Below are 24,742 nucleotides of genomic sequence, written 5' to 3' on the forward strand. Positions count from 1 at the left end.
CCCATGACCTGGGCGACTACCTCACGAAGTCGCACACCAGCGCTTTGACGGGAACCCCGGGCACGGCCAGTGTGGGGGACGCCAACGACAACAGGCGGCGCCTGGAGGAATCCGTGAGCAGAAAGATTCTGGTCATTGTCTCCGAACACGGTTACTGGGCCGAGGAACTGATCGGCCCCGTATCGCAGTTCGACGAGCAGGGCTATGAAGTCGTATTCGCCACGCCGACCGGAAAGCGTGCCCACGCTCTCCCGCCGAGCCTCGACGCGAACTACATCGATCCTCCGCTGGGACGCTCGGTCACCACCGAGGAGAACGCCCGGCTGGGCCGGGAGTTCGAGCAGTCGAGCCGGCTCGACTCCCCCCTCGACATCGAAGCGTGGGCCCCCGAGCGCCCGTACACGAGCGACTCGGCCTATCTGCCCAAGCTGGAGCAGTACCACCGCGATCTGGACAAGCTCCAGGCCGACATCGCCGGTTTCGATGCCGTGCTCATCGTGGGCGGCAGCGGTCCGATCGTGGACCTCGCCAACAACGAGCGCGTGCACGCCCTGATCCTCGCCTTCAAGAACGCGGGCAAGGTCGTCGCGGCCGAGTGCTACGGCGTCGCCTGCCTGGCCTTCGCCCGGGACTGGGGCGACCGCCGCAGCATCATCTGGGGCAAGCACGTGACCGGCCACTGCAAGGAGTACGACTACAAGGACGGCACCGGATTCCTCGGCACCGATTTCAACATGGGGCCGCCGCCGTATCCGCTGGAGTACATCCTGCGCGATGCGACCGGGCCGCGCGGCGCGTACCACGGGAATTTCGGCCATCCCCTTTCGGTGATCGTCGACTTCCCGTTCGTGACCGGTCGTTCGACCCCCGACTCGTATCTCACGGGGCAGAAGATCGTGGAAGTCCTGGAGAACGGTCTCACCCGGTACGGCTGGTAATTCCGGTAACTCCGGCACGACGGTACGAAAAGGAGGGGGAGTTCGATGAGTTCTGGAGCCACTCCCGGACGGGAAAGGCTGATCGACCAGTTCAAGGCCGACGGCCTGAACGTCATGTTCGGAAATCCGGGGACGGTGGAACAGGGATTCCTCGACGCGGTCGACGCGGCGGAGGACTTCCACTACGTCCTCGCCCTCCAGGAGACGGTGGCCGCCGGCATCGCCGACGGCTACGCCCGGGCCACCGGCGGGGCCGCCCTGCTCCAGCTCCACTCCGGGGTGGGGCTGGGCAACGGCATCGGCATGCTCTACCAGTCGCTGCGCGGCCACACCCCGCTCGTCGTCGTCGCCGGTGACGCCGGGGTGCGCTACGACGCCATGGACGCGCAGATGGCGTCCGACCTGGTGGCGATGGCGAAGCCGGTGACCAAGTACGCGACCCGGGTCACCGACCGGCACTCCGTGCTGCGCACCATCCGCCGGGCGGTGAAGATCGCCCTGACCCCGCCGCGCGGACCGGTGTTCGTGGCGCTGCCGATGGACGTGCTGGACGAGCTCAACTCCGAGCTCGTCCTGCCCGCCACGGTGCCCCTCACGGACGTGGCCCCCTCGGCCGCCTCGGTGGGACGGGCGGCCGAGCTGCTGGCCTCCGCGGAACGGCCGGTCGTCCTCGTCGGGGACGGGGTCTCGCTCTCCGGGGCGCAGCGCGAACTCGTCGCCGTCGCCGAGCTGCTCGGCGCCGACGTGTACGAGGTCGACTCCTCCGAGGTGAACATCGCGGCCTCGCACCCGCTGCGCCGCGGTCAGACGGGCCACATGTTCGGCCCGCACAGCAAGGAGCTGATCGGGGACGCGGACGGGGTGCTGATCGTCGGCACCTACGTCTTCCCCGAGGTGTTCCCGGAGCTGGAGAGCCCCTTCAGGGCCGGTGCACGGGTCGTGCACATCGACCTGAACGCCTACGAGATCGCGAAGAACCATCCGGTGGACCTCGGGCTCGCCGCCGATCCCCGGCAGGCGCTGCGCGCGCTGGCCGGCGTACTGGAACACGTGCTCACCCCCGCGCAGCGGGCGGCGGCGGCCGGGAGGCTGGACGCGCGGACCCGGGAGCGGGTGCGGGCGGACCAGGCCGAGCAGGAGGCCAAGGCCTCCGAAGAGGCGGCCGGTTCGCCGATGGCGGTCTTCCTGCGGACCCTGGCCGAGCGCACGGGCGGGGACCTGATCGTCTTCGACGAGGCGCTGACCACTTCCCCGCTGGTCACCCGGTACCTGCCGCCGGAGCGGCCGGGCGACTACCACCTCACCCGGGGCGGCTCGCTGGGCGTGGGCTTCCCGGGCGCGGTCGGCGTCAAGCTGGCCCGTCCGGAGCGGCTGGTCGTCGGTTTCGCCGGCGACGGCGGCTCGATGTACACCTACCAGGCACTGTGGACCGCGGCCCGGCACGGCATCGAGGCCAAGTTCGTGGTCTGCAACAACCGCAAGTACCGGCTGCTGGACGACAACATCGCCCAGTACTGGCGGGAGCGGGAGATCCCGCAGCACGGTTTCCCGGGCTCCTTCGACCTCTCGCACCCCGAGATCGACTTCGCCGCCCTGGCCCGGTCGCTCGGGGCGGGCGGGATGCGGGTGGAGAAGCCCGACGAGGCGGTCGCCGCGGTGGGCCGGATGCTCGCCCACCCCGGGCCGTTCCTCGTGGACATCCAGATCTGACCCGGCCGGATCCGACGCACCACACCCGCACGGACCCCACGCAGAGCACGGACAGACAGGAGGAGACCGCATGCCCGCCGAGCGGCTGACCGAGGACGCGATCCGCGTCTTCGCCGAGAAGTGGTACGTGGCCCTGGACCAGCACGTCCGGCCGGACCAGGTGCTGGCCCTGATCACCGAGGACCTGGAGTTCAAGGTCCCGGAGGACACCTTCCTCGGCCACCAGGGCTTCGGCCGCTGGTACGAGGCGGTCACGAACCGCTTCTTCGACGAGGTGCACACGGTCACGAAGGTGGAGCCCGTCATCGAGGGCGACCGGGCGGTCGTCCGGGTCCTCGTCAACTGGCAGGCCAAGATCTGGGACCCGCCGGCCGCCCGCAGCGTGTGGCTGGGCTTCGATGCCGACCAGACCTGGACCGTGGTGGCCGGCCCCGACGGGCCGCTGATCCGGCAGTACACCGTCAACGAACTGGCGCCCATGCCCGGTTCCGCCTCCCTCTGAGCGCCGAAGGAGAAGCGACGATGACCGAAGTGACACGGGAGCGGGTCGAGGCGGCGTACCGCGCCCTCGGCTCCGGCGACCGGGCCAGGATCCTGGAGTACTACGCGGAGGACCTGCGCTGGCAGGTCCCCGGCAACCACCCGCTCGCCGGCTGGTACGAGAGCCTGGACGCCTTCCTCGAACTGATGGGACAGACCCACAAGCTCACGGGCGGCACCTTCCGCATGGACATCGAAGCGGTCCTCGTCGGCGAGGACTGCAGCGCGGACGTCTGCCGCAACGTCGCCGTGCGCGACGGCGCCGAAGCGTCGAGCGGCTCCCCGTACGAGCGGATGGACTACCCGGTCTTCCACTTCATGCGCTGGCGCGACGGCCGGATCGTCGAGGGCCACGACGGCCTCTTCGGCGACACGGCCACCGCCTTCAGCCAGTTCTGGGCGCCCTTCGCCCCGGACGGAACCCGCAGGGACCAGTAGGGGGATGAGCGCCATGGACGCGCGGCAGATCTTGCAGAAGTACTACGAGTACGCCAACGCCGGTGACTGGGACAGCTGGTGCGACCTGTTCGCCGAGGACCAGGTCATGGACGAGCAGCTCGCCGGCCACATCGAGGGCCTGGAACTGCTCCGGTCGATGATGAAGGGCATGGGGACCATGTACCGGGTCTTCCGCAACGAGCCCGTGCACTTCCTCGTCGACGGTGAGAAGGCCGCGGCCGTCTCCCACCTGACCGCGGTCACCCCCTCCGGGGAGGAGATCGAGGCCGAGGTCATGAACTTCTTCCGGATCGTGGACGGAAAGATCGCCTACATGGCGAACTACCACGACACGGTTCCCTTCCAGGTGCTCGGCCAGGGCTGAGGGGGCGCGCGATGGCAGTGGATGAGTACGACTACATCGTCGTGGGATCCGGCACCGCCGGCAGTGTCCTCGCGAACCGCCTCTCCGAGGACCCGGACGTCACCGTCCTGGTCCTGGAGGCGGGAGCGGGCCGCATCCCTCCCGAGGTGGACGATCCGTCCTCTTGGTACAAGCTGCTCGGCGGGCCCGTCGACTGGGGCTACACCAGCGTCCCGCAGCCCGGTCTGGACGGCCGCCGCACGTACGAACCGCGCGGCAAGGCCCCCGGCGGCAGCAGCAACCTCTACATCATGATGCACATCCGGGGCCACGCCTCGGACTTCGACAACTGGGCCTACCAGGGCGCGGCCGGCTGGGCGCACGAGGACGTACTGCCCTACTTCTCGCTGCTGGAGGGCCAGGAGGACGCCACCGCGCCGAGCACCGGCACCCGCGGGCCGCAGCGGATCACCCACGCCGGGCGGCACGGCCCCAACCCGGTCTCCCGCGCCTTCATCGACGCCGCCGTCGAGCTCGGCCACGAGGAGATCGCCGACTTCAACACCGACGGGCCGCGGCGCGGGCTCTTCGGCACCGGCTGGCACCACATCGACGTGGCCGACGGCCGCCGCCAGGGCGTCCTCGCCGCCTATCTGGAGCCGGCCCTCGACCGCTCCAACCTGACCCTGCGCACCAGTGCGCAGAGCACCCGGCTGCTCTTCGACGGGGACACCTGCACGGGTGTGGAGTACGTCCAGCTCCAGGCCCCCGCCACGCTTTCGGACAGCGACGGCCCGGGACGGACCGTGCGCGACGGCCACAGTGCGGCGGCCGCGCCCGGGCTGCACACCGTCCGGGCCCGCCGGGAGGTGATCGTGGCCGCCGGGGCGATCGAATCGCCGAAGCTGCTGCTGCTCTCCGGGATCGGGCACCCCGAGCAGCTGCGCGAGCACGGCATCGGGGCCGTCGCCGCCCTGCCCGGGGTCGGGGAGAACTTCCACAACCACGTCCTGACCGGGCTGATGGCCGAGGTCACCCAGGAACTGCCGCCGCCCGCACAGAACCTGTCGGAGAGCGCGCTGTTCCTCTCGTCCCGGCCGGGGCTGCCGGCGCCGGACCTGCAGATCGCCTTCGTGCACGTGCCGTTCGACGTGATCGTCGGCCGGGACCACCCGAACACGGTGTCCATCCTGCCCGGGGTCGTCCGTCCCGTCTCGCGGGGCTGGATCAGGCTGGCGAGCGCCGATCCGCTGGCCCACCCGCTGATCAACCCGAACTACCTGGGCGACCGCTGGGACCTGGAGCGGATGGTCCAGGGCGTCAAGACCGCCCGGGAGCTCTTCGCGACCTCCGCCTTCTCGCCCTGGTACAAGCAGGAGCTCCAGCCCGGACCCGGCCACGTGTCCGACGAGGACCTGCGCACCTTCGTGAAGCAGAAGTCGGAGAGCTACCACCACCAGGCCGGCTCCTGCCGCATGGGCATCGACGACCTCTCCGTCGTCGACCCCGAGCTGCGGGTGCACGGCGTACGGAACCTGCGCGTCGTCGACGCGAGCGTGATGCCCGCCGTCCCGTCGGGCAACTGCCACACCGCCATCGCGATGATCGCCGAGCGCGCGGCGGACTTCCTGAAGGGGGTGTCCCGTGTCTGACGTGGTCCTGCGCGAGGGTGCGCTGACCGGAACCCGGATCGCGGTCCTGGTCGAGAGCGACTTCTACGAGCCGGAGATCTTCTACTACGGCCGCCGGTTCGCGGAGGAGGGCGCCGAGGTCGACTTCCTGACCCGGCTGTGGGGCAACGACTCCATCACCTTCTCCGGGCACGAGTACCGGGCGCCGTTCACCGCGACACAGTCCCTGGAGGGGCTGAGCGACGAGGAACTGCGCCGGTACGCGGCGATCATCGTGCCCTCGGGCATGGTGGCCGACCGGCTGCGGTACACGGAGGACGTGGACGTCCTGGCGCCGGCGACGGATCTGCTGCGCCGCGCCTTCGAGGAGCCCACGGTCCTCAAGGGGATCATCTGCCACGGCATGTGGCTGGCCGCCTCGATCCCGGACAAGGTGCGCGGCCGCAAGGTCGTCTGTCACAACAACCTCATCGGCGACGTCCGGAACATGGGCGGCGAGTACGTGGACGAGGACGTGGTGGTCGACGGCGACCTGGTCACCGGACGCACCGGGGCCCACCACCACCTGTTCGCCCGCCGGATCATCGAGCTGATCGCCGCCGACCGGGGTGCGCGGGGCGCCCGCGGCACAGGGGGCGCACCGGGCGCGCGGGGCACGGCCTGATGGCCCCGATGGTCTGGTCGCACGTGGGACTGAACTGCGCCGACCAGAAGACCACCGAGGACTTCTACACCCGGTACTTCGGCTTCACCCGGGCCCGGGTGGTCGACCTCGGGGACGCCCGGATCATCTTCCTCCGCCAGGGGGACGTGTACCTGGAGCTCTTCGCGGCGGGCACCGAGCCGCCCGCCCGGGAGTACCACGACGGTCCGGCGGCGCCGGGCCGGATGCGCCACCTCGCCTTCCAGACCGACAGCGTGGACGCCTTTCTGGCCACGCTCGGCGACGCGGCCGAAGTGACCCTGGGGCCACTGGACTTCGACGACTTCATCTGCGGGTGGCGGACCGTGTGGGTCCGCGATCCCGACGGGGTGATCGTCGAGGTCAGCCAGGGATTCGAGGACGAGCAGGGCCACGAGGACGAGCACGGCCACGAGGACGACCGTTCGCCGATGGGCTCCCACCACGACAAGGACGGTGTATGACATGGCGGACGCCGTGAGCTTCTCCTTCTCCGACACGATCGCCGGCTACGTCGGCCGCTTCGACTCCGGGTCCAGGCTGCTGCGGCTGAAGACCTCGGACGGCCGCGAGTTCGACGTCTCCCTGGCCGGGGACCCCAGCGCCGAGCTGGTCCGCAACCTGGACGAGCCGTACATCGACGCCTCCGGGCACATCGACGAGATGCTCTCGCCGGGACGGTTCCTCTACGTCTACGGGGTGCACTACCCCGAGCGGGGCGGCCGCTTCGAGGCCAAGCGCCTGGTGTTCCTGGGCCGCGGGGCCGAGGACTACCGCTTCGAGGAGCCCAGCTGGTGGATCAAGCAGATCGAGTCGCTGGCCGACTTCTACAAGCGGGCGCAGTTCGGCGACGGGCCGGTGGACTTCACCGAGTACCGCACCGAGATCCGGCTCGGCGGTGACAAGACCGCCAGCCACGTCCAGGAGACCGACACGATCTCCCGCCTGGTCTACGGCATGGCCTCCGCCTACCTGCTGACCGGCAAGGACGAGTACCTGGAGGTCGCCGAGCGCGGCACCGAGTACCTGCGCAAGCACATGCGCGTCGTGGACAGCGAGGAGGACGTGGTCTTCTGGTACCACGGCATCAGCGTCGACGGGGACAGCGAACGCAAGCTGTTCACCTCGGAGTTCTCCGACGACTACGACGCGATCCCGATGTACGAGCAGATCTACGCGCTGGCCGGCCCGATCCAGACCTACCGGGTCACCGGCGACATCCGGATCAAGAACGACGCCGACGCCACCATCCGGCTGTTCGACAAGTTCTTCAAGGACCCGGAGCAGGGCGGCTACTACTCGCACATCGACCCGATCCTCTTCAGCGCCGACCACGAGTCCCTCGGGGAGAACGCGGAGCGCAAGAACTGGAACTCGGTCGGCGACCACGCGCCCGCGTACCTGATCAACCTGTACCTGGCGACCGGGGAGCAGCGCTACGCGGACTTCCTCGAGTACACCTTCGACACGATCGCGGACAAGTTCCCGGACTACAAGAACAGCCCCTTCGTCCAGGAGCGCTTCTTCCGCGACTGGTCCCACGACACCGCGCACAGCTGGCAGCAGAACCGTGCCGTCGTCGGACACAACCTCAAGATCGCCTGGAACCTGATGCGGATGAACTCGCTGAAGGCCAAGCCGGCCTACGAGGAGCTCGCCCGCAAGATCGGCGAGATCATGCCGGCCGTCGGCAGCGACGTGCAGCGCGGCGGCTGGTACGACGTGGTCGAGCGCGTCAAGTCGGGGGACGAGGAGACGTATCGTTTCGCCTGGCACGACCGCAAGGCCTGGTGGCAGCAGGAGCAGGCGATCCTCGCCTACCTCATCCTGAACGGCACCGTCGGCGGCGACGCCAACCTGCGCGAGGCCCGGCAGGCCCAGGCCTTCTACAACACCTTCTTCCTCGACCACGACGAGGGCGCCGTCTACTTCAACGTGCTCGCCAGCGGTACGCCGTACCTGCTGGGGACCGAGCGGCTCAAGGGCAGCCACTCGATGTCCATGTACCACTCGGCGGAGCTCTGCTACCTGTCCGCCGTCTACAACAACCTGCTCATCAACGGCCGGGAGATGGACTTCCACTTCCAGCCCGACCCGACGAACCTGCCCGATCGCGTGCTGCGCGTCTCGCCCGACCTGCTCCCCGCCGGCTCGGTGCGGATCGCGTCCGTCGAGATCGACGAGAAGCCGTACACGGACTTCGACGCCGACGGACTCACCGTCCGGCTGCCCGACGTCCAGGGCCGGGTCAAGGTCAAGGTCCGGCTGCGCCCGACCGCCCAGTAGCGCTCAACGGGGGCGCCCCACTCAGAGGGGAAAGCAATGACCCTGAACGTGAAGGAACGCCGCAACAAGACGGGCACCGTGCTCGTCGCCATCGGCGAGATCAACAGTGAGACCTCCGGATCGCTGCTGCAGACACTGCTGCCGCTGGTTCGCGAGGGCCGGCCGCTGCGCATCGACCTGACGGCCGTCACCTACGTCTCCAGCGCCGGGCTGCGCACGCTGCTCGTCGTCTACCGCGAGGCCCAGCACGCCGGGGTCGCCGTCACCCTCTACGGGGTGAGCGAGGAAGTCCGGTTCGTCATGTCGGCCACCGGATTCCTCGACTTCTTCTCCACCGGCGAGGCCGAGGCGGCCGCCGCCAAAGCCGCCAAGACCGCCGCGAAGCCCGCCGTCAGGGCCGCGCGATGAGCGAGTCCTCGTCCGAACAGGTGCTGCGCGTCGACGCGTACCCGACCCACGAGGTGGGCGGGTACCGCGTCCGCGCCGGCAAACCGTTCCCCTTCGGGGCCAACGTGGTCCCCGGCGGGGTCAGCTTCTCCGTCTTCTCCGACCAGGCCACCTCCATGACCCTGGTCATCTACAAGCGCGGAGAGCCCGAGCCGATGGCCGAGCTGGAGTTCCCCCAGGAATTCCGCACCGGCAGCGTCTTCGCCATGACGGTCTTCGGCCTCGACCACGAGAACATCGAGTACGGGTACCGGGCCGACGGACCCTACGACCCCGTCACCGGGCACCGCTTCGACGCCCGCCAGGTGCTCTCCGACCCGTACGCCCGGCTGATCGCCGGACGGGACGTGTGGGGCGTGGAGCCGGACCGCAGCCGCGGCTACCAGTACCGCTCCCGCGTCTGCCTCCAGGACTTCGACTGGGGCGACGACACTCCGCTGGGGATCCCCGCCGAGGACCTCGTCGTGTACGAGACCCACGTGCGCGGCTTCACCCGGCACCCCTCCTCGCAGGTCACCGCCCCCGGCACCTTCGCGGGGCTGCGGGAGAAGATCCCGTACCTGAAGGAGCTCGGGATCAACTGCATCGAACTGCTGCCGGTGTTCGAGTTCGACGAGAGCGACAACCCGCGCACCAACCCGGAGACGGGCGAGCAGCTCTTCGACTACTGGGGCTACAACACCGTCTCCTTCTTCGCCCCCAAGGCCGGCTACGCGGCCACCGGACGGTACGGCATGCAGGGCGACGAGTTCCGCACCCTGATCAAGGACCTGCACGCGGCCGGCATCGAGGTCATCCTCGACGTCGTCTTCAACCACACGGCCGAGGGCAACGAGCAGGGCCCCACCATCTCCTTCAAGGGGCTCGACAACGCCACGTACTACATGCTCACGCCCGAGGGGTACTACTTCAACTTCAGCGGCACCGGCAACACCGTCAACTGCAACCACCCCGTCGTGCGCAACTTCGTGCTCGACTGCCTGCGCCACTGGGTAGCCGACTACCACATCGACGGGTTCCGGTTCGACCTCGCGGCCATCCTCGGCCGCTCCGCGGACGGCACCCCGCTGCCCAACCCGCCGCTGCTGGAACTGCTCGCCTACGACCCGGTGCTGCGGCACACCAAGCTCATCGCCGAGGCCTGGGACGCCGGCGGCCTCTACGAGGTCGGCAACTTCCCGGCGTACGGCCGCTGGGCGGAGTGGAACGGCAAGTACCGCGACACCGTGCGCAGCTTCCTCAAGGGTGACCCCGGGGTCACCGGGGAGCTCGCCACCCGGCTCGCCGGCTCGCCCGACCTGTACTCCAGCCGCGGGACGTCGGCGTCGGTCAACTTCCTCACCGCGCACGACGGTTTCAGCCTGGCCGACCTGGTCTCGTACAACGACAAGCACAACGAGGCCAACGGCGAGGGCAACAACGACGGCGGCAACGACAACGCGAGCTGGAACTGCGGGGCCGAGGGGCCGACCGAGGATCCCGGGGTCAACGCTCTGCGGCTGCGCCAGATGAAGAACGCCCTGGCCATCCTCTTCACCAGTCAGGGCATCCCGATGCTGCTGTCCGGCGACGAGGTGGCGCGCACCCAGCAGGGCAACAACAACACGTACTGCCAGGACAACGAACTGTCCTGGTTCGACTGGAGCCAGGTCGACGAGAACTCCGAACTGCTCCGGTTCACGCGGGAGATGATCGCCTTCCGCAAGCGCCACCGCGAACTGCGCTCCACCTCCCACCCCACCGGACAGCTCCGCGACACCCTCGGGCTGCCCGACATCAGCTGGCACGGGGAGCGGGCCTGGCAGCCCGACTGGTCGGCGGAGAGCCGGCTGCTGGCGGTGGCCCGCTGCGGCACCGGTGACGACGACGTGGTGTACGCGGCCATGAACTCCCACTGGGAAGCGCACGACCTCGAACTGCCCGCCCTCCCGGGCGGCCGCAGCTGGCACCTGTTCGCGGACACCGGGGCCGAGGCCCCGTACGACATCCGCACCCCCGGTGCCGAACTCGAACTGGAGAACGCCGGCAAGTACCTGATCGGCCCGCGCTCGGTCGTGATCCTGGTCGGCCGTACGCCCGACACCGAGCTCTAGCCCGCGCTCCAGCCCACGTACCGAAGGAGACCTGACATGCCGCTTTCCGTGTCCCTGAGCATCGAGGGCGACACCACCGTGATCGAGCTGGAAGGCGAACTGGACGCCAAGACCGCGCCGGACTTCCACCAGACCATCGAGAAGGCCGCCGGTCACGGCACCAGCACCGTCGAGATCCGCATGGCCGGGGTCGGCTACATGGCCAGCGCCGGACTGCGCTCCCTGGTCTTCGCCCAGCAGAAGGTGGGGGAGCACGTCACCATCAAGGTGGTCGGCGCCATCGAGCCCGTCTCCCGGACCATCCGGACGGCCGGTCTCGACCGCAGCATCGTGCTCACCGACGACTGAGTCCGATGGACGAGGCGGTCAAGACGGCGAGGATGTCCGCCGAGCTGGAAGTACCCGCCACCCTGGGGGCATTGGGCGACATCGCCGCGCTGGTCCTGCGGCTGGCCGGCGGGGCGGGCCTGGGCAAGGGCGCCTCGTACCGGATCCGGCTGGCCGTGGACGAGCTGGCCACCAACATCGTGATGCACGGGTACCGGGGCGGCGACGGACGGATCACCGTCCGGGGCCGCTCCGGGCCGGGCCGGGTGCAGATCTCCATAGAGGACCGCGCACCGGCCTTCGACCCCGTCCAGGGGCGACTGCCGCCCGAGCCGCACACCGCTCCCGAGCGGCGGCGGATCGGCGGACTCGGCATCCACCTCGCACTGACCAGCGTGGACGAGTTCGACTACGTACGCAGGGACGGCCGCAACATCAGCACGCTGACTGTGATGGCTGAGGGGACGGACCCATGCCCTCCACGACCGTGATCATCCTCGACGAGTATCCGCCACCACCCCTCGAACTCCTTGGAGCGCTGGAGGAGATGGGCGCGGAACTCGTCCCGCGCACGCTGGCCGACCTACTGGCCGGCCCACTGGAGGAGCTGCCCGAAGCGGACGTACTGCTCGCCCCGGCCCAGGCCGACGGGGAGTCCGTACGGACCGTCGTACGCAGACTGCGCCGCTGGGGCGGGGCACCCATCGTGGTCGTCTGGACCGTGACGGAGTTCGCCGCCCTGGAGGAACACGTCCGGATCGGCCACGACTACCTCGTACCGCCCTTCCTGCCCGCCCTCGTCGGGGCCCGGCTGCACAGCTGCTCGGAGCGTGCCGGACTCGGCCGCACCCTGCGCGAAGCCGACGCCCGCGCCGAACTGATGGGCTACGAGAAGGAACTGGAGATCGGGCGCGAGATCCAGGCCGGGTTCCTGCCGGAATCGCTGCCGGTCCCCGAAGGCTGGGAGATCGACGTGTGCTTCCGGCCCGCCCGGCAGGTCGCCGGGGACTTCTACGACGTCTTCGAGCTCTCCCGCGGCCGGCGCCTGGCCTTCGTCGTCGCCGACGTCTGCGACAAGGGGGTCGGAGCCGCGCTCTTCATGGCGCTCATCCGCTCCCTGCTGCGGCACACCGCCGAGAACAGCGGCCTCCAGCACCTGGTGGCCGCCGGCCGCACCGGCAACAGCCGGCGCATCCCCGTGGTGGGTGCCACACCGCTGCTCAACGCGGTCACCGCGACCAACGGCTACCTGACCCGCAACCACCTGCGGCAGGGCTACTTCGCCACCCTCTTCTTCGGGGTGCTCGACCCGCTCACCGGATCCCTCGTCTACATCAACGGCGGCCACAATCCGCCTCTGCTGCTGGACGCGGACGGGGGAGAGCCGCGCACCCTGGAGGTCACCGGCCCCGCCGTCGGGGTGCTCCCGGACTGTGTGTACACGCTCGGCTACGCCCAGTTGAACCCGGGTGACACGCTCTTCGTGTTCACCGACGGAGTGCCCGAGGCGCGCTGCCCCAGCGGCAGCTTCCTCGGCGACGAGCGGATGCTGGAGCTGCTGTCCGGCCCCCCGGTCAGCGGCAGGGAGGTGGTCGACCGGATGGACACGGCCGTACGCGAACACACGGGAACAGCCGAACAGCACGACGACGTCACCATGCTGGCCCTGCACCGGCCACGCGCGGCGCGGGGGCCGCACGCGGGCGGCGCCGATCGCCAGGTCGTGGCCTGATGACCCTGACCATCGTGGTGCACTCGTACCGCGGCGGTACCGGAAAGTCCTCGGTACTGGCGAACCTGGCCCTGCTCCTCGCGGGCGAGGGACGCCGGGTGGGGGTGATCGACACGGACATCCAGTCGCCCACCCTGGACCTGCTCTTCCGGCTGGGCCCCGGCCCCTCGCTCGCCGACTACCTGCTCGGCCGGTGCGAGATCGAGGCCGCCGCCCAGGAGGTCCAGTGCGGGCGGCCGGGCGGTCTCCGCGGGAGCCTGTTCGTCGTGCCGGCGCGGACCGGTACGGCGGCCCTGCGGGAACTCATGACCACCGGCTACGACGTGGGGCTGCTGCCCGAGGGCTTCGACCGGCTGGCCGTGCACCACGCCCTGGACGTCCTGCTGCTCGACACCCATGCCGGGCTCAACAACGAGTCGGTCACCGCGATGGCGAGCGCCGACGTGCTCCTGATCATGGCCCGGGCCGACCGGATCGACCTCCTCGGCGTCGAGGAGACCATCGCCCTGACCGGTCGGCTCGCCTGCCGGCGGACCCTGGTGATGAGCATGGCGCCCGAGGGCATCGACCGGGCGGCCGCCCGGCGGCGGGCCGAGGAGGTCTACCGCACACCCCTGGCCGGAATCCTGCCCTACGTGCCGGAAATGGCCGCGCTCTACGGGGAACGCATATTTTCCGAAGCCCATCCCGACCACCCCCTGGTCGGTGAATTCCGCACCATCATCTCGGCGTTGGACGCACGTGACGAAGTATCGCGTGCCTGACGTCTCCCCCTTACGCCCCTAGCGGGGGGCGTGTTGAATCGGCAGCGAATCGCGCAGCCAGATGAAGGAGAAGAGTCATGAAGATTCTCGTCGTCATGACGGCCAAGGCCACGCTCCATCTGCTGGACGGGGAACAACACCCCTCGGGTTTCTGGGCCGAGGAATTCGCCGTTCCCTACACCCTCTTCAAGAACGCGGGACACACCGTCGACGTGGCGACGATCGCGGGCGAGACCCCGACGGTCGACCAGACCAGCATCGACCCCCAGTTCCTCCAGTGGGTCCGCCCCCAGGGCTCCGCGGACACGGACGCGGCCAGCGCCGTGGAGTACAGCCGCGTCATAGAGAACACCCCGCAGCTGAGAAACCCGATCGCCCTGGAGAGCCTGGGCGAGAAGGACATCGCCGACTACGACGGCATCTACATCAGCGGCGGCCACGGGGCCATCGGCGACCTGCCCAAGTCCGACGAGCTCGCGCAGATCCTGCGCTGGGCCATCGCCCAGGACAAGCCGCTGGCCACCGTCTGCCACGGGCACACCGCCCTGCTGGCCCTGCGCGACGGCGAGGGCCAGTGGCCCTTCGCGGGCTACCGGATGACCGCCTTCTCGCACAGCGAGGAGCTCGTCACCAACATGGCCGGCCGCCTCCCGCTGATCCTGGAGGCCGAACTCACCCGGCTCGGGGCCCGCTACGAGAAGGCCGAAGCGATCTGGGACTCGCACGTGGTGGTGGACCGCAAGCTCACCACCGGCCAGAACCCCTACTCCTCCAAGGCCCTCGCGGAGACGTTCTTACGTCAGCTCGCGCAGGGCTAGCCGAAGCGCCCAGCCCCTCGCACCCGAAACCGGAAGGCAGCCACAGCCATGACCAAGCGCGCGCTCAGCGACCAGCCCTTGGCCAACCCCGGGAAACTGTTCATCGGCGGCACCTGGGTCCCGGCCCAGGACCACCGCACTGAACCGGACATCAGCCCCGTGGACGGCCAGGAGATCGTGCCGGTGGCCCAGGCGGCCGCCGCCGACGCGGACGCGGCCGTGGCCGCCGCCCGCACGGCGTACGAGGAAGGTCCCTGGAGCAGACTGTCCGCCCAGGAACGCGCGCTGCGGCTGAACCGGGTCGGGGAGCTCATCGAGCGCGACCTGGAGGAGATCGCCCTGCTGGAGACGGTGGACATGGGCAAGCCGTTCGCCTTCTCCTCCACGGTCGACGCCCCCATGGCCGCCCAGCTCATGCACTACTACGCCGGCGCCGTGACCCGGGTGGACGGCTCCTCCCGGGCCCCGGCCGGCGGGCAGCTCGCGTACACCCTGCGCGAACCGCTGGGCGTGGTCTGCGCCATCACCCCCTTCAACTTCCCGCTGCTCCTGTCGATGACGAAGATCGCCCCGGCGCTCGCGGCCGGGAACACGGTGGTCCACAAGCCCTCGCCCGCCACCCCGCTCACCGCCCTGAAGATCGCCGAGCTGTTCCAGGAGGCGGAGATCCCGGACGGCGTGCTGAACGTCATCACCGGTCCGGGCGTGGAGCTGGGCGAGACCCTCACCGGCCACCCCGGCATCGACAAGATCGCCTTCACGGGCTCCACCTCGGTCGGCCAGTCGATCATCCGCAAGGCGGCCGGCACCCTGAAGAAGGTGACGATGGAGCTCGGCGGCAAGTCCGCCAACATCGTCTTCGCCGACGCCGACCTCGACGCCGCCGAGGAACTCGCCTTCTTCGGCATCTACTACAACAAGGGCGAGATCTGCACCGCCGGATCCCGGCTGCTGCTGCACCGCCCGATCCACGACGAGATGGTCGAGCGGCTCGTGGCCCGCGCGGCCGCCCTGCTGCCCGGAGACCCGCGCGACCCGGCCACCCTCTTCGGGCCGCTCGCCCACCGCGGCCAGTTCGACAAGGTCAGCTCGTACATCGAGGTCGGCGAGAAGGAAGGCGCCGTCCTGCGCATCGGAGGCACCGGCTGGACCCCCGAAGGGGCCTCCTCCGAAGGCCTGTACTTCCTGCCGACCATCTTCACCGGCGTCGACAACTCCATGCGGATCGCCCAGGAGGAGATCTTCGGACCCGTCCTGTCGATCATCCCCTTCGACACCGAGGAGGACGCCGTGCGCATCGCCAACGACAGCGCGTACGGCCTCGCCGCCGGCGTCCACACCAAGGACCTGCGGCGCGCCCACCGGGTCGCCTCGCAGATCAAGGCCGGCACGGTCTGGGTCAATTGCTACAACCAGTACGACCCCGCCGTGCCCTACGGCGGCTACAAGGCCTCCGGCTACGGGCGCGAGTGCGGCCCCGAGTCCCTGGAGAGCTACACCCAGACCAAGTCGGTCTGGATCGGAATGGACTGACACCCGCCTGATCCCCCCGCACCCACCTGAGGAGCCCTCATGCGGATCGGCATCATCGGCACAGGCCGGATCGGATCGACCCTGGCCAGGATCCTCGTGGCGGCTGACCACCAGGTCGTGCTCGCCAACGCCCGGGGCCCGCGGAGCCTCGAGGCCCTCCTCGGTGAACTGGGCCCCGCGGCCTCGGCGGCGCACCCCGCCGAGGCCGCGGCCCGGGCCGAAGTCCTCGTACTGATGCTGCCGTTCGACAGCGTCCGGGGGCTGCTGGACCAGGAAGCCGTACGGGACACCGTGCTGGTGGACGCCACCAACGCGTTCAGCGGCCCCGGTGCCCCCCGGGATCTCGGCGGCCGGGGATCCAGCGAACTCGTCGCCGAATGGTATCCGGGGACCCGGATCGTCAAATCCCTGAACACCATGCATTTCGAGACGCTCGCCGTCGCCGGCACCGCGTCGGGACCGCGTCTGGCCCATTTCACGGCGGGCGACGACGGGAAAGCCAAAGAAATAGTCGCGGGAATCATCACGGATCTCGGATTCGCTCCCGTGGACACCGGTCCGCTGCACTCCGGAGGAATTCTCCAGCAGCCCGGCGGACCCCTCTTCAACCGGCCGCTCACGGAAGCGCAGGCGCTGGCATGGACCTCTCACTGAACGTCAACGGAAGACCCGAGCAGTTCGCGGCGCAGCCGAACGAACTGCTCGTGGAACGGCTCCGCGACGGCCTCGGACTGACCGGCACCAAGGTCGGCTGCGACACCGGACAGTGCGGAACCTGCGTCGTGCGGCTCGACGGCCGCTCCGTCAAGAGCTGCCTGATCCTCACCGCGGCGGCCGCCGGCTCCGCGGTGACCACCATCGAGGGGGTCACCACCCCCGGCGGTGAACTGAGCGGCCTCCAGGAGGCCTTGCGCCAGGAGCACGGCACCCAGTGCGGCTTCTGCACCCCCGGGATGGTGATGGCCCTGGGCGAACTGGTCGACGGCACGGCCGACCGCGAGGCGCCCACCGAGCCCGAGATCCGCGAGTGGCTCACCGGCAACCTGTGCCGATGCACGGGCTACCACAGCGTCGTACGGGGCGTGCAGCGCGCCTGCTCCGCCGCCCGCGCGGACGCCTCCGCGCAGCCGGCCACCGCCGCCGCGTCCGGACAGGAGGGGTGACGGAGATGACCACAGTGACGGGGGAGACCTCGCCCCAGGGGGGCGGAGTGCTCGGACAGCCGCTGGACAGCCGTGAGGACCCGCAGCTGCTGCGCGGCGAGGCCACGTACGTGGGTGACATCGACCTGCCGGGCACCGCCCACATGGCGATCCTCGGCAGTCCCGTGGCCCACGCGAAGATCCTCTCCATCGACACCAAGGCCGCCGAGCAGCTGCCCGGCGTGCTGAAGGTGGCCACCGCGGCCGACTTCACCGACGTCATGCCGCTGCCCTGCATCTGGATACCCGGTGGGGTCGAGAGCCACTTCCCGCCCCACCCCTACGGACTTCCCGGCTCCCGCCCGGTGCTTTCGGGCGACACCGTGCGCCACGTCGGCGACCCCATCGCCGTGGTCGTCGCCGAGACCCCGCGCCAGGCCGCCGCCGCGCTCGCCGCCATCTCCGTCGAGTACGAACCGCTGACCGTGGTGACCCGCGCCGACGAGGCCCTGGCCGAAGGCGCTCCCCAGCTCCACGAGGCCGTTCCCGGCAACCTGAACGCGTACTGGACCTGCGGCGACAAGGACCGCACCGACGCGGCCATCGCCGCGGCCGAGGTCACCGTCGAGCTGGACCTGGTCAACCAGCGCACCATCAACAGCCCCATCGAGCCGCGCGGCGCGGTCGGCGACTACAACGCCGCCACCGGCGAGTACACGCTGTACGCCTCCACCCAGGGCCCGCACAACCACCGCTTCCTGCTCTCCGCCCTGGTCCTCGGCATCCCCTTCAACAAGCTCCGGGTCGTGGCCCCGACCGTCGGCGGCAGCTTCGGCACCAAGGGGTACCTGTACCCCGACATGCCGCTGGTCCTGCTGCTCTCCAAGGCGCTCGGCCGGCCCGTGAAATGGGTCGACACCCGCACCGGGCTGATGAACTCCACCGTCCAGGGACGCGACCACCGCCAGCACGTCACCCTGGCCGGCACCCGCGACGGCCGGATCACCGCCGTGCGCTGCACGAGCTACGCCAACCTCGGCGCCTACCCCTCCACCATCGGCCCCGGTGTCGCCACCGCCCTGATGGGCCGTTCCATCAGCGGCATGTACGACATCGACGCCGCGTTCTGCGAGGTGTACGCCGCCTTCACCAACACCGTCTCGCTCGGTGCCCAGCGCGGCAGCGGGCGCGCCGAGGCCGCGTTCCTGATGGAGCGGCTCGTGGACCGCTACGCCTCCGAGATCGGCATGGACCCGGCGGCGGTGCGCCGCAAGAACCTGGTGCCGAAGGAGAAGTTCCCGTACGACAACGGCCTGGGCTGGACCTACGACTCGGGCGACTACCAGCTCAACTTCGACCGGGCCATCGAGCTCTCGGGCTACGCCGACATGCCCGCCCGCAAGACCGAGGCCCGCGCCCGGGGCAAGCGGCTCGGCGTCGGCATCGCCTCCTACGTGGCGATCTGCGGGGTCGGCCCCTCCACCCGGATGTCCAAGGAGGGCATGCTCGGCGGGACCTGGGAGAGCGCGAACATCCGCGTCCACCCGACCGGCGAGGTCACCGTCACCGTCGGCTCCGCCTCCACCGGCCAGAGCCACGGCACCGTCTTCGCGCAGGTCGCCGCGGACGAGCTCGGCATCGACCCGGCGACGGTCCAGGTGTACGAGGGGGACACGCTCAAGGCCCCGTACGGACAGGGCACTTACGGCTCGCGCTCCTACAGCATGGCCGCGCCGGCCATCGCCCTCACCGCCCGGAAGATCAAGAGCAAGCTGGTCAAGGCCGGAGCCGTCTTCCTCGGCGTCCCCGAGGAGAAGGTCGTCTACGCGGACGGCAAGGTCTTCGAAGAGGGTCACGAAGGCGACCCCGAGAAGACCAAGACCTTCGCCGAGCTGGCGATGGCCATGTGGTACGGCTGGGGGCTGCCCCCCGAGATCGAGCCCGCCCTCGACGAGACCACCCACTTCGACCCGCCGGACTTCAACTACCCCTTCGGGACGCACGTGGCGGTCGTCGAGATCGACGAACTGACCGGCGAGACCGAGGTGGTGGCCTACACCGCCGTCGACGACGCGGGCAACATCGGCAACCCGAAGATCGTGCTCGGCCAGATCGAGGGCAGCATCCTGCACGGCCTGGGCCAGGCCCTCATGGAGCACGCCGAGTACGACCCGGACGGGCAGCTCGTCAGCCGCGACCTGAACCACTACGCCCTGCCGCGGGCCATCGACGCCCCCTTCTTCACCCTCGACAAGACGGTCACCCCTTCCCCGCACAACCCGCTGGGAGCCAAGGGCGCGGGCGAGATCGCCACCGTGCCGCCCGCCGCGGCCGTCGTCAACGCCGTCGTCGACGCCCTGTCCGACCTGGGCGTCCGGCACATCGACATGCCCGTCACCCCCGAGAAGGTCTGGCGCCGCCTGAGAGGGGAAGCCCAGTGATCCTCACCGAGTTCGACTACGTACGCCCCGTCGGCCTCGACGAGGCACTGACCCTGCTGGCCGGCCGCCCCGGCGCCCGGGTGCTGGCCGGCGGGCAGAGCCTGCTGCCCGGCCTGCGCACCGGGGAGGAGCGGGCCTCCCTGCTCATCGACGTCCGCCGGCTCGAAGAGCTCCGGGGGATCGGGCGGACCCCCACGGGGATCCGGATCGGGTCGATGACGACGCTGGCCGAACTGGCCGCGGACCCCCTGCTGCTGGCCGAGGCGCCGGAGATCGCCGCCGCGGCCCGCGCCAACGGGGACCCCCAGGTGCGCAACCTCGGCACGGCCGGCGGCAACCTCGCCGCCACCGGCCGGGCCACCGACCTGCCCGTCGCGGCCATCGCCGCCGGAGCCACGGCCGAACTGGCCGGTCCGGGCGGGGTGTCGACGATCAGCGCCGAGGAACTGGCCGCCTCCGGCGTCCCGGCGGGCACCGTCATCACCGCCCTCCTCGTCCCGGCCGCCGCGGGGGGCGGCGCCGCCTTCGAGAAGACCGCCGACCGGGCTACCCGCTACCCGGTCTGCGCCGCCGCCGTACGGATCACCCCCGACGGGCCGCGCATCGCGGTCACCGGGGCCACCGCCCGCGCGCTGCGGCTGCGCGGGGTCGAAGAACGGATCGGCGGGGGCCCGTACACCACGGAGAACGTGCTCGCGGCCTTCCGCGCCGAACCCCGGGAGCTGTTCGTCCCGGGACGCGGCACCTCGGCCGAGTACCTCGGCCACCTTGCGGGCGTACTCACCGCCCGCGCGCTCACGAGGGCCGTGCAGGCACCCGCCTGACCGCCCACGACGGGGGAGTTGAAGCAGTGGAACCGTTGCCCACGACAGCACGGACCGCACCGTCCGCGACCACCACGGGGGACCCCTTGCGTCCAGCCGCCGGCTCCGCAGGCGCACCGGGAGGCTCCGGGTTCTGGGTGGTGGGCACGGTCCTCGTCCTGCTGATGCTCTCCTCCTCCGTCCCCTCCGCCCTCTACGTGCTCTACCAGCAGGAGTGGGGCCTGTCCTCCGGCACGATCACGGTGGTCTTCGCCCTGTACGCCGTCACCGTGCTCGCCGGGCTCCTGCTGTTCGGCTCGCTGTCCGACACCGTCGGCCGGCGGCCCGTACTCGCCGCGGGGCTGGTCCTCGCCATCGTCTCCATGGGCCTGTTCGCCTCGGCCCGGGGACTCGGCCTGCTGCTCGCCGCCCGCGCCGTACAGGGGCTGGCGGTGGGCCTGGCCACCGGGGCCATGGGCGCCGCCCTGCTGGAACTCGCCCCGCGCTCCCGGCCCGCGCTCGGCGCCCAGGTCAACAGCGCCGGCCCGACCGTGGGCATCGGTCTCGGCGGCATCGGGGCCGGGCTGCTCGTGCAGTACGCGCCCGCTCCGACCGTCCTGACCTACCTGCTGCTCGTGGGGGCCTTCGCCGTCTCCCTGGTCGGCGTGGCCCGGATGGCGGAGAGCGCCCCGGGGCGTGCGGGCGGAAGTGGCGGGCCGGGCGGAAGTGGCGGGCCGGGCGGGGGCGGAGGTCCGGGCGGGGGCGGAGGGCCGGACGGGAGGCGCGGGCAGGGCCGCGGCCGGCTGAAGATCGCCCCGCACCGGATCCACATCCCCGCCGCCGTGCGCGGCCGCTTCGCCGTGCTGATCCTGACCATCGTGGCCGTCTGGTCGGTCGGCGGCTTCTACCTCTCGCTCGGCCCGCACCTGGCCCTCTCCCTGCTCCGGAGCACCAACTACCTCGTCGGCGGAGCCACCGTGGCCCTCCTCGCCGGCGCCGCCACCGCCGCCCAGCTCCTGCTGGGCCGCACCGAAGCCCTGCGCACCGCCGTCCTCGGACTGCTCGGACTGCTCGGCGGGCTCGCCCTGGTGCTCCTCGCGCTCGGACTCGGCTCGGCCCCCGTGTTCCTCGTGGCCACCGCCGTCCTCGGAGCCGGCTGGGGCGCCGCCTTCCTCGGCTCCTTCCGGGCGCTCAGCGCACTGGCCGAACCCGCACACCGGGGCGAACTGACCGCCGCCGTCTACGTGTTCGCGTACCTCGCGATGAGCGTGCCGGCGGTGCTCGCCGGACTGCTCACCAACATCCACGGGCTGCAGCGCACCTCGGTCGGCTTCATGGCCACCGTCGCCGCGGTGTGCGCGCTCGCCCTGCTGGCCACCCTGCGGATGGCCGCCCGGAACAGGACGGAAGGGAGCACCGCATGACGGGATCCGCGCCTACCACCGCGCTGCGCACCGCCCTGCGCGGGCTGGAGATCTTCGAGGGCCTCACCGAGGAGCAGCTGGACTGGCTGGTCTCGGTCTCCGAACCCAGGGTGCTCTCCGACGGGGAGGTCCTCTTCCGGGACGGGGAGGAGGCCACGGGCTTCCACGTCCTGCTCTCCGGAGGCCTCGTGGTGACCAAGGTCGTCGACGGCCGCGAGGAGGTCCTGACCCGGCACTCCACCGAGGAGGAGAGCGCGGCGGCGGAGGACCACGACGGCAAGCCCTCGGCCGCGCACCGGTTCACCGGCGAACTGCCGCTGCTGACGGACGGGTCGTACGTGGCCACGGCCGCGGCGAGCGGGCCGGCCACCACCGTGGTGGCGTACGCGAAGCCGGTCTTCTTCGAGATGCTGACCCGCTGCCACGGGGTGGCCGCCGTACTGATCCCCGTGCTGGCCTGGCGCATCAAGTCCTCCGAGGTCCAGGCCCGCAAACGGGCCACCGTCGAAGCCCTGGGCACCCTGGCGGCGGGCCTCGCCCACGAGCTGAACAACCCGGCCGCCGCGGTGGCCCGCGCCGCGCAGGAACTGGCACCCGCCCTGGACCAGCTCACGCGGACCGCCCAGGTCTGGGGCGCGGCCGCCACGGACGCCGAGCGCTCCGTGTTCGACCGGCTCGCCGAGGAACTGGACAAGATGGAGCCGCCGTTGGTCACCGACCCGCTGGACCAGGCGGACGCGGAGGAGCAGATCGCCGACTGGGCCGAGGAAGCGGGCGCGGAGCGGGCGGGGCTGCTCGGCTCGGGGGTCTCCGACCTCGGACTGGACCTGGGCGGACTCCTGGAGCGGCTGGAGGGCGTCGGCGAGCCGGCCCTGCCCGCGGCCCTGGACCACCTGGCGGCCCTCCTGGAGATCCGCTCGCTCGCCGCCGAACTGCGGGCGGCCGGTCCGCGGATCTCGCAGCTGGTGTCGGCCACCCGGGATTACGCCAATCTCGACCGGGCCCCCGAGCAGCGCTTCGCGGTCACCGACGGACTGGAGAACACGCTGGTCGTGCTGCGTGCCAAGCTCGCCGGGATCGGGATCGTGCGTGCGTACGAACCGGACCTGCCCGAACTGACGGGCTATCCGAGCGAGCTGAACCAGGTGTGGACCAACCTGGTCGACAACGCGGCGGCCGCCATGGAAGGCGCCGGAACCCTCACCCTGCGCGCCCGGGTCGAAGGCGTCTGCATGGTGGTGGAGATCGCCGACACCGGCTCGGGCATCCCCGTGGAATCGCTGCCGAGGATCTTCGAACCCTTCTACACGACCAAGGACGTGGGGAAGGGAACCGGTCTCGGTCTGCACCTCAGCTACCGCATCGTGACGCAGCGCCACCACGGTTCGATCACGGCCCGCTCGCGTCCGGGGGAGACCCGGATGACGGTCCGGCTGCCGCTGTCGGGGACCGATCCGTCCTGCGCCGTGCCGGCCGACCCCACAGTTCCCACCGCACCAACCCCATCGAAGAGTTGAAAGGGAGTCGACATGCCCAAGTACGACATCTCCACGCTGCACCCGGTGTTCGTCCGGCAGATGGACGCGCTCGCCGCCCTGGACATCGAGGCGGTCATGAAGAACTACACCGATGACGCGGTGCTGTTGCGCTTCGAGGGAGTCTCCGTCGGCATCGACGCGGTGCGCGAGACGTTCACCGGGTACCTGACGGTGAAGCCCACCCTCGTGGAGCTGCAGGAATACGTCGAGACCGACGACACCATCTTCTATCGGGCGATCATGAACCTGAACGGTGAACCGGAGCACGCGTTCGGGACGCTCGTCGTCCGCGATGGCCGGATCTGGCGGCAGACTGCCGGCTTTGGCGGCTGATTGCCGAAATCTGGGTAGCGTGTGCGGGGAGGGTGGGGAAGTGCACCCTCCCCGTATGTGCGACAGCCGTAGATATATGCAAGAAGCGTGAAGGGGAGGTCATGGAAACGGAAACCGGCCGGGTCGAGGCATTCAGTGACGGCGTATTCGCGGTCATCATCACCATCCTTGTCCTGGAATTGAAAGTTCCGGAAGAAACCGGCTCCGACTTCTGGCACGGAGTGCGGGAGCAGTGGCCGCACTACGCCGCCTATGTGGTGAGTTTCCTCATCATCGGCGTGATGTGGGTGAACCACCACACCATCTTCAGTCACATCAAGCGGGTCGACCGCCCTTTGCTGTTCCTGAACCTCCTGGTGCTGATGGTGGTGTCGGTGGTTCCGTACACCACGAATGTGCTCGCCGAACACCTCATGGAAGAAGGCGGATCGGCCAACGCGGCGGCCGTCCTCTACAGCCTCGTCACCGTGGCCTACGCCTTGGCGTTCATGGCCTTCTGGTGGTACGTCACCCGCGTCGGGCACCTCTTCCACGACCAGGTGGACAAGGACGGCGCCCGGGCCACCAGGGTCCGGTTCGGTCTGGGTGCCATCGCCTACCCCTGCACCGTCGTCCTGGCGTTCTTCTCCGCTCCGCTCACCCTCGTCGCCCACTTCCTGATCGCGCTCTACTATGCGGCGAACCAGATCCCCATCCCCCTCGTGGTAGAAGAAGAGCGGCTCGAATCTGCCAGCGACCTCAGGAAGTAGCCGTCGGGA

25 protein-coding genes are annotated in these 24,742 nt (G+C 70.2%); all 25 read left to right on the top strand.

The genetic code is table 11. From position 1 onward, the window contains the following. Positions 1 to 113 precede the first annotated feature (113 nt). The 25 genes from ACFYM0_RS08960 (at position 114) to ACFYM0_RS09080 (ending at position 24,733) form a co-directional block, all read left to right on the top strand. The gene (locus ACFYM0_RS08960; protein ID WP_274547903.1) at positions 114 to 938 is read left to right on the top strand and encodes a type 1 glutamine amidotransferase domain-containing protein; all 825 of its coding nucleotides are present in this window, start codon (positions 114 to 116) and stop codon (positions 936 to 938) included. 45 nt (positions 939 to 983) lie between these two features. Next, positions 984 to 2,648 (top strand): thiamine pyrophosphate-binding protein, encoded by a 1,665-nt coding sequence (locus ACFYM0_RS08965; protein ID WP_388498297.1) that lies wholly within the window; start codon positions 984 to 986, stop codon positions 2,646 to 2,648. A 70-nt stretch (positions 2,649 to 2,718) separates the two neighbouring features. Then, positions 2,719 to 3,150 carry a nuclear transport factor 2 family protein gene (locus tag ACFYM0_RS08970; RefSeq protein WP_327251750.1) on the top strand — a complete coding sequence of 144 codons (432 nt, stop codon included), beginning with the start codon at positions 2,719 to 2,721 and terminating at the stop codon, positions 3,148 to 3,150. A 20-nt stretch (positions 3,151 to 3,170) separates the two neighbouring features. Beyond that, positions 3,171 to 3,626: a nuclear transport factor 2 family protein gene (locus ACFYM0_RS08975; RefSeq protein WP_388498300.1), complete on the top strand. Its 456-nt coding sequence runs from the start codon at positions 3,171 to 3,173 to the stop codon at positions 3,624 to 3,626. A 4-nt stretch (positions 3,627 to 3,630) separates the two neighbouring features. Next, a complete protein-coding gene (locus ACFYM0_RS08980) occupies positions 3,631 to 4,011 on the top strand; it encodes a nuclear transport factor 2 family protein (protein ID WP_388498302.1) in 381 nt (126 codons plus the stop codon). Positions 4,012 to 4,022: 11 nt separating this feature from the next. Next, positions 4,023 to 5,642 (top strand): GMC family oxidoreductase, encoded by a 1,620-nt coding sequence (locus ACFYM0_RS08985; RefSeq protein WP_388498304.1) that lies wholly within the window; start codon positions 4,023 to 4,025, stop codon positions 5,640 to 5,642. After that, the gene (locus tag ACFYM0_RS08990) at positions 5,635 to 6,285 is read left to right on the top strand and encodes a DJ-1/PfpI family protein (protein ID WP_388498307.1); all 651 of its coding nucleotides are present in this window, start codon (positions 5,635 to 5,637) and stop codon (positions 6,283 to 6,285) included. Before ACFYM0_RS08985 ends, ACFYM0_RS08990 begins: the two co-directional genes overlap by 8 nt. A gap of 8 nt (positions 6,286 to 6,293) precedes the next feature. Beyond that, the gene (locus ACFYM0_RS08995) at positions 6,294 to 6,767 is read left to right on the top strand and encodes a VOC family protein (RefSeq protein ID WP_388498310.1); all 474 of its coding nucleotides are present in this window, start codon (positions 6,294 to 6,296) and stop codon (positions 6,765 to 6,767) included. Between the two features lies 1 nt (position 6,768). Further along, the gene (locus tag ACFYM0_RS09000) at positions 6,769 to 8,589 is read left to right on the top strand and encodes an AGE family epimerase/isomerase (protein WP_388498312.1); all 1,821 of its coding nucleotides are present in this window, start codon (positions 6,769 to 6,771) and stop codon (positions 8,587 to 8,589) included. 36 nt (positions 8,590 to 8,625) lie between these two features. Then, positions 8,626 to 8,997: an STAS domain-containing protein gene (locus ACFYM0_RS09005; protein WP_388498315.1), complete on the top strand. Its 372-nt coding sequence runs from the start codon at positions 8,626 to 8,628 to the stop codon at positions 8,995 to 8,997. Then, positions 8,994 to 11,129, top strand: a complete 2,136-nt coding sequence (gene glgX / locus ACFYM0_RS09010; protein WP_388498318.1) for a glycogen debranching protein GlgX — start codon at positions 8,994 to 8,996, stop codon at positions 11,127 to 11,129. Before ACFYM0_RS09005 ends, glgX begins: the two co-directional genes overlap by 4 nt. A gap of 36 nt (positions 11,130 to 11,165) precedes the next feature. Further along, a complete protein-coding gene (locus tag ACFYM0_RS09015) occupies positions 11,166 to 11,477 on the top strand; it encodes an STAS domain-containing protein (protein ID WP_327251743.1) in 312 nt (103 codons plus the stop codon). A gap of 5 nt (positions 11,478 to 11,482) precedes the next feature. Next, positions 11,483 to 11,947, top strand: coding sequence for an anti-sigma regulatory factor (locus tag ACFYM0_RS09020; RefSeq protein ID WP_327251742.1), 465 nt, complete (start codon positions 11,483 to 11,485; stop codon positions 11,945 to 11,947). Continuing rightward, positions 11,929 to 13,188: a PP2C family protein-serine/threonine phosphatase gene (locus ACFYM0_RS09025; RefSeq protein ID WP_388498322.1), complete on the top strand. Its 1,260-nt coding sequence runs from the start codon at positions 11,929 to 11,931 to the stop codon at positions 13,186 to 13,188. Before ACFYM0_RS09020 ends, ACFYM0_RS09025 begins: the two co-directional genes overlap by 19 nt. Continuing rightward, complete coding sequence (locus ACFYM0_RS09030) at positions 13,188 to 13,952, top strand: P-loop NTPase (RefSeq protein WP_388498325.1); 765 nt, start codon at positions 13,188 to 13,190, stop codon at positions 13,950 to 13,952. The genes ACFYM0_RS09025 and ACFYM0_RS09030 overlap by 1 nt, the downstream gene beginning before the upstream one ends. 77 nt (positions 13,953 to 14,029) lie before the next feature. Continuing rightward, positions 14,030 to 14,770: a type 1 glutamine amidotransferase domain-containing protein gene (locus ACFYM0_RS09035; protein WP_388498328.1), complete on the top strand. Its 741-nt coding sequence runs from the start codon at positions 14,030 to 14,032 to the stop codon at positions 14,768 to 14,770. Positions 14,771 to 14,818: 48 nt separating this feature from the next. Further along, on the top strand, positions 14,819 to 16,303 hold the full coding sequence (locus ACFYM0_RS09040) for an aldehyde dehydrogenase family protein (protein ID WP_388498329.1): 1,485 nt from the start codon (positions 14,819 to 14,821) through the stop codon (positions 16,301 to 16,303). 39 nt (positions 16,304 to 16,342) lie between these two features. Further along, positions 16,343 to 16,957, top strand: coding sequence for an NADPH-dependent F420 reductase (locus ACFYM0_RS09045; protein WP_388498331.1), 615 nt, complete (start codon positions 16,343 to 16,345; stop codon positions 16,955 to 16,957). After that, positions 16,942 to 17,466 carry a (2Fe-2S)-binding protein gene (locus ACFYM0_RS09050; protein ID WP_388498334.1) on the top strand — a complete coding sequence of 175 codons (525 nt, stop codon included), beginning with the start codon at positions 16,942 to 16,944 and terminating at the stop codon, positions 17,464 to 17,466. The genes ACFYM0_RS09045 and ACFYM0_RS09050 overlap by 16 nt, the downstream gene beginning before the upstream one ends. A 5-nt stretch (positions 17,467 to 17,471) precedes the next feature. Beyond that, positions 17,472 to 19,886: a xanthine dehydrogenase family protein molybdopterin-binding subunit gene (locus tag ACFYM0_RS09055; protein ID WP_388498336.1), complete on the top strand. Its 2,415-nt coding sequence runs from the start codon at positions 17,472 to 17,474 to the stop codon at positions 19,884 to 19,886. After that, on the top strand, positions 19,883 to 20,710 hold the full coding sequence (locus ACFYM0_RS09060; protein ID WP_388498339.1) for an FAD binding domain-containing protein: 828 nt from the start codon (positions 19,883 to 19,885) through the stop codon (positions 20,708 to 20,710). The genes ACFYM0_RS09055 and ACFYM0_RS09060 overlap by 4 nt, the downstream gene beginning before the upstream one ends. Positions 20,711 to 20,796: 86 nt before the next feature. Continuing rightward, positions 20,797 to 22,113 (top strand): MFS transporter, encoded by a 1,317-nt coding sequence (locus ACFYM0_RS09065; protein WP_388498341.1) that lies wholly within the window; start codon positions 20,797 to 20,799, stop codon positions 22,111 to 22,113. Next, positions 22,110 to 23,630 carry an ATP-binding protein gene (locus ACFYM0_RS09070; protein ID WP_388498343.1) on the top strand — a complete coding sequence of 507 codons (1,521 nt, stop codon included), beginning with the start codon at positions 22,110 to 22,112 and terminating at the stop codon, positions 23,628 to 23,630. The genes ACFYM0_RS09065 and ACFYM0_RS09070 overlap by 4 nt, the downstream gene beginning before the upstream one ends. Before the next feature lie 12 nt (positions 23,631 to 23,642). Then, positions 23,643 to 23,984, top strand: a complete 342-nt coding sequence (locus ACFYM0_RS09075) for a nuclear transport factor 2 family protein (protein ID WP_243334431.1) — start codon at positions 23,643 to 23,645, stop codon at positions 23,982 to 23,984. A gap of 101 nt (positions 23,985 to 24,085) precedes the next feature. Continuing rightward, positions 24,086 to 24,733: a TMEM175 family protein gene (locus ACFYM0_RS09080; protein WP_388498347.1), complete on the top strand. Its 648-nt coding sequence runs from the start codon at positions 24,086 to 24,088 to the stop codon at positions 24,731 to 24,733. The last annotated feature ends 9 nt before the right edge of the window (positions 24,734 to 24,742 follow it).

Origin of the sequence: Streptomyces sp. NPDC006487 (assembly GCF_042870555.1) — a bacterium.
In the GTDB taxonomy this organism is placed as follows: Bacteria; Actinomycetota; Actinomycetes; order Streptomycetales; family Streptomycetaceae; genus Streptomyces.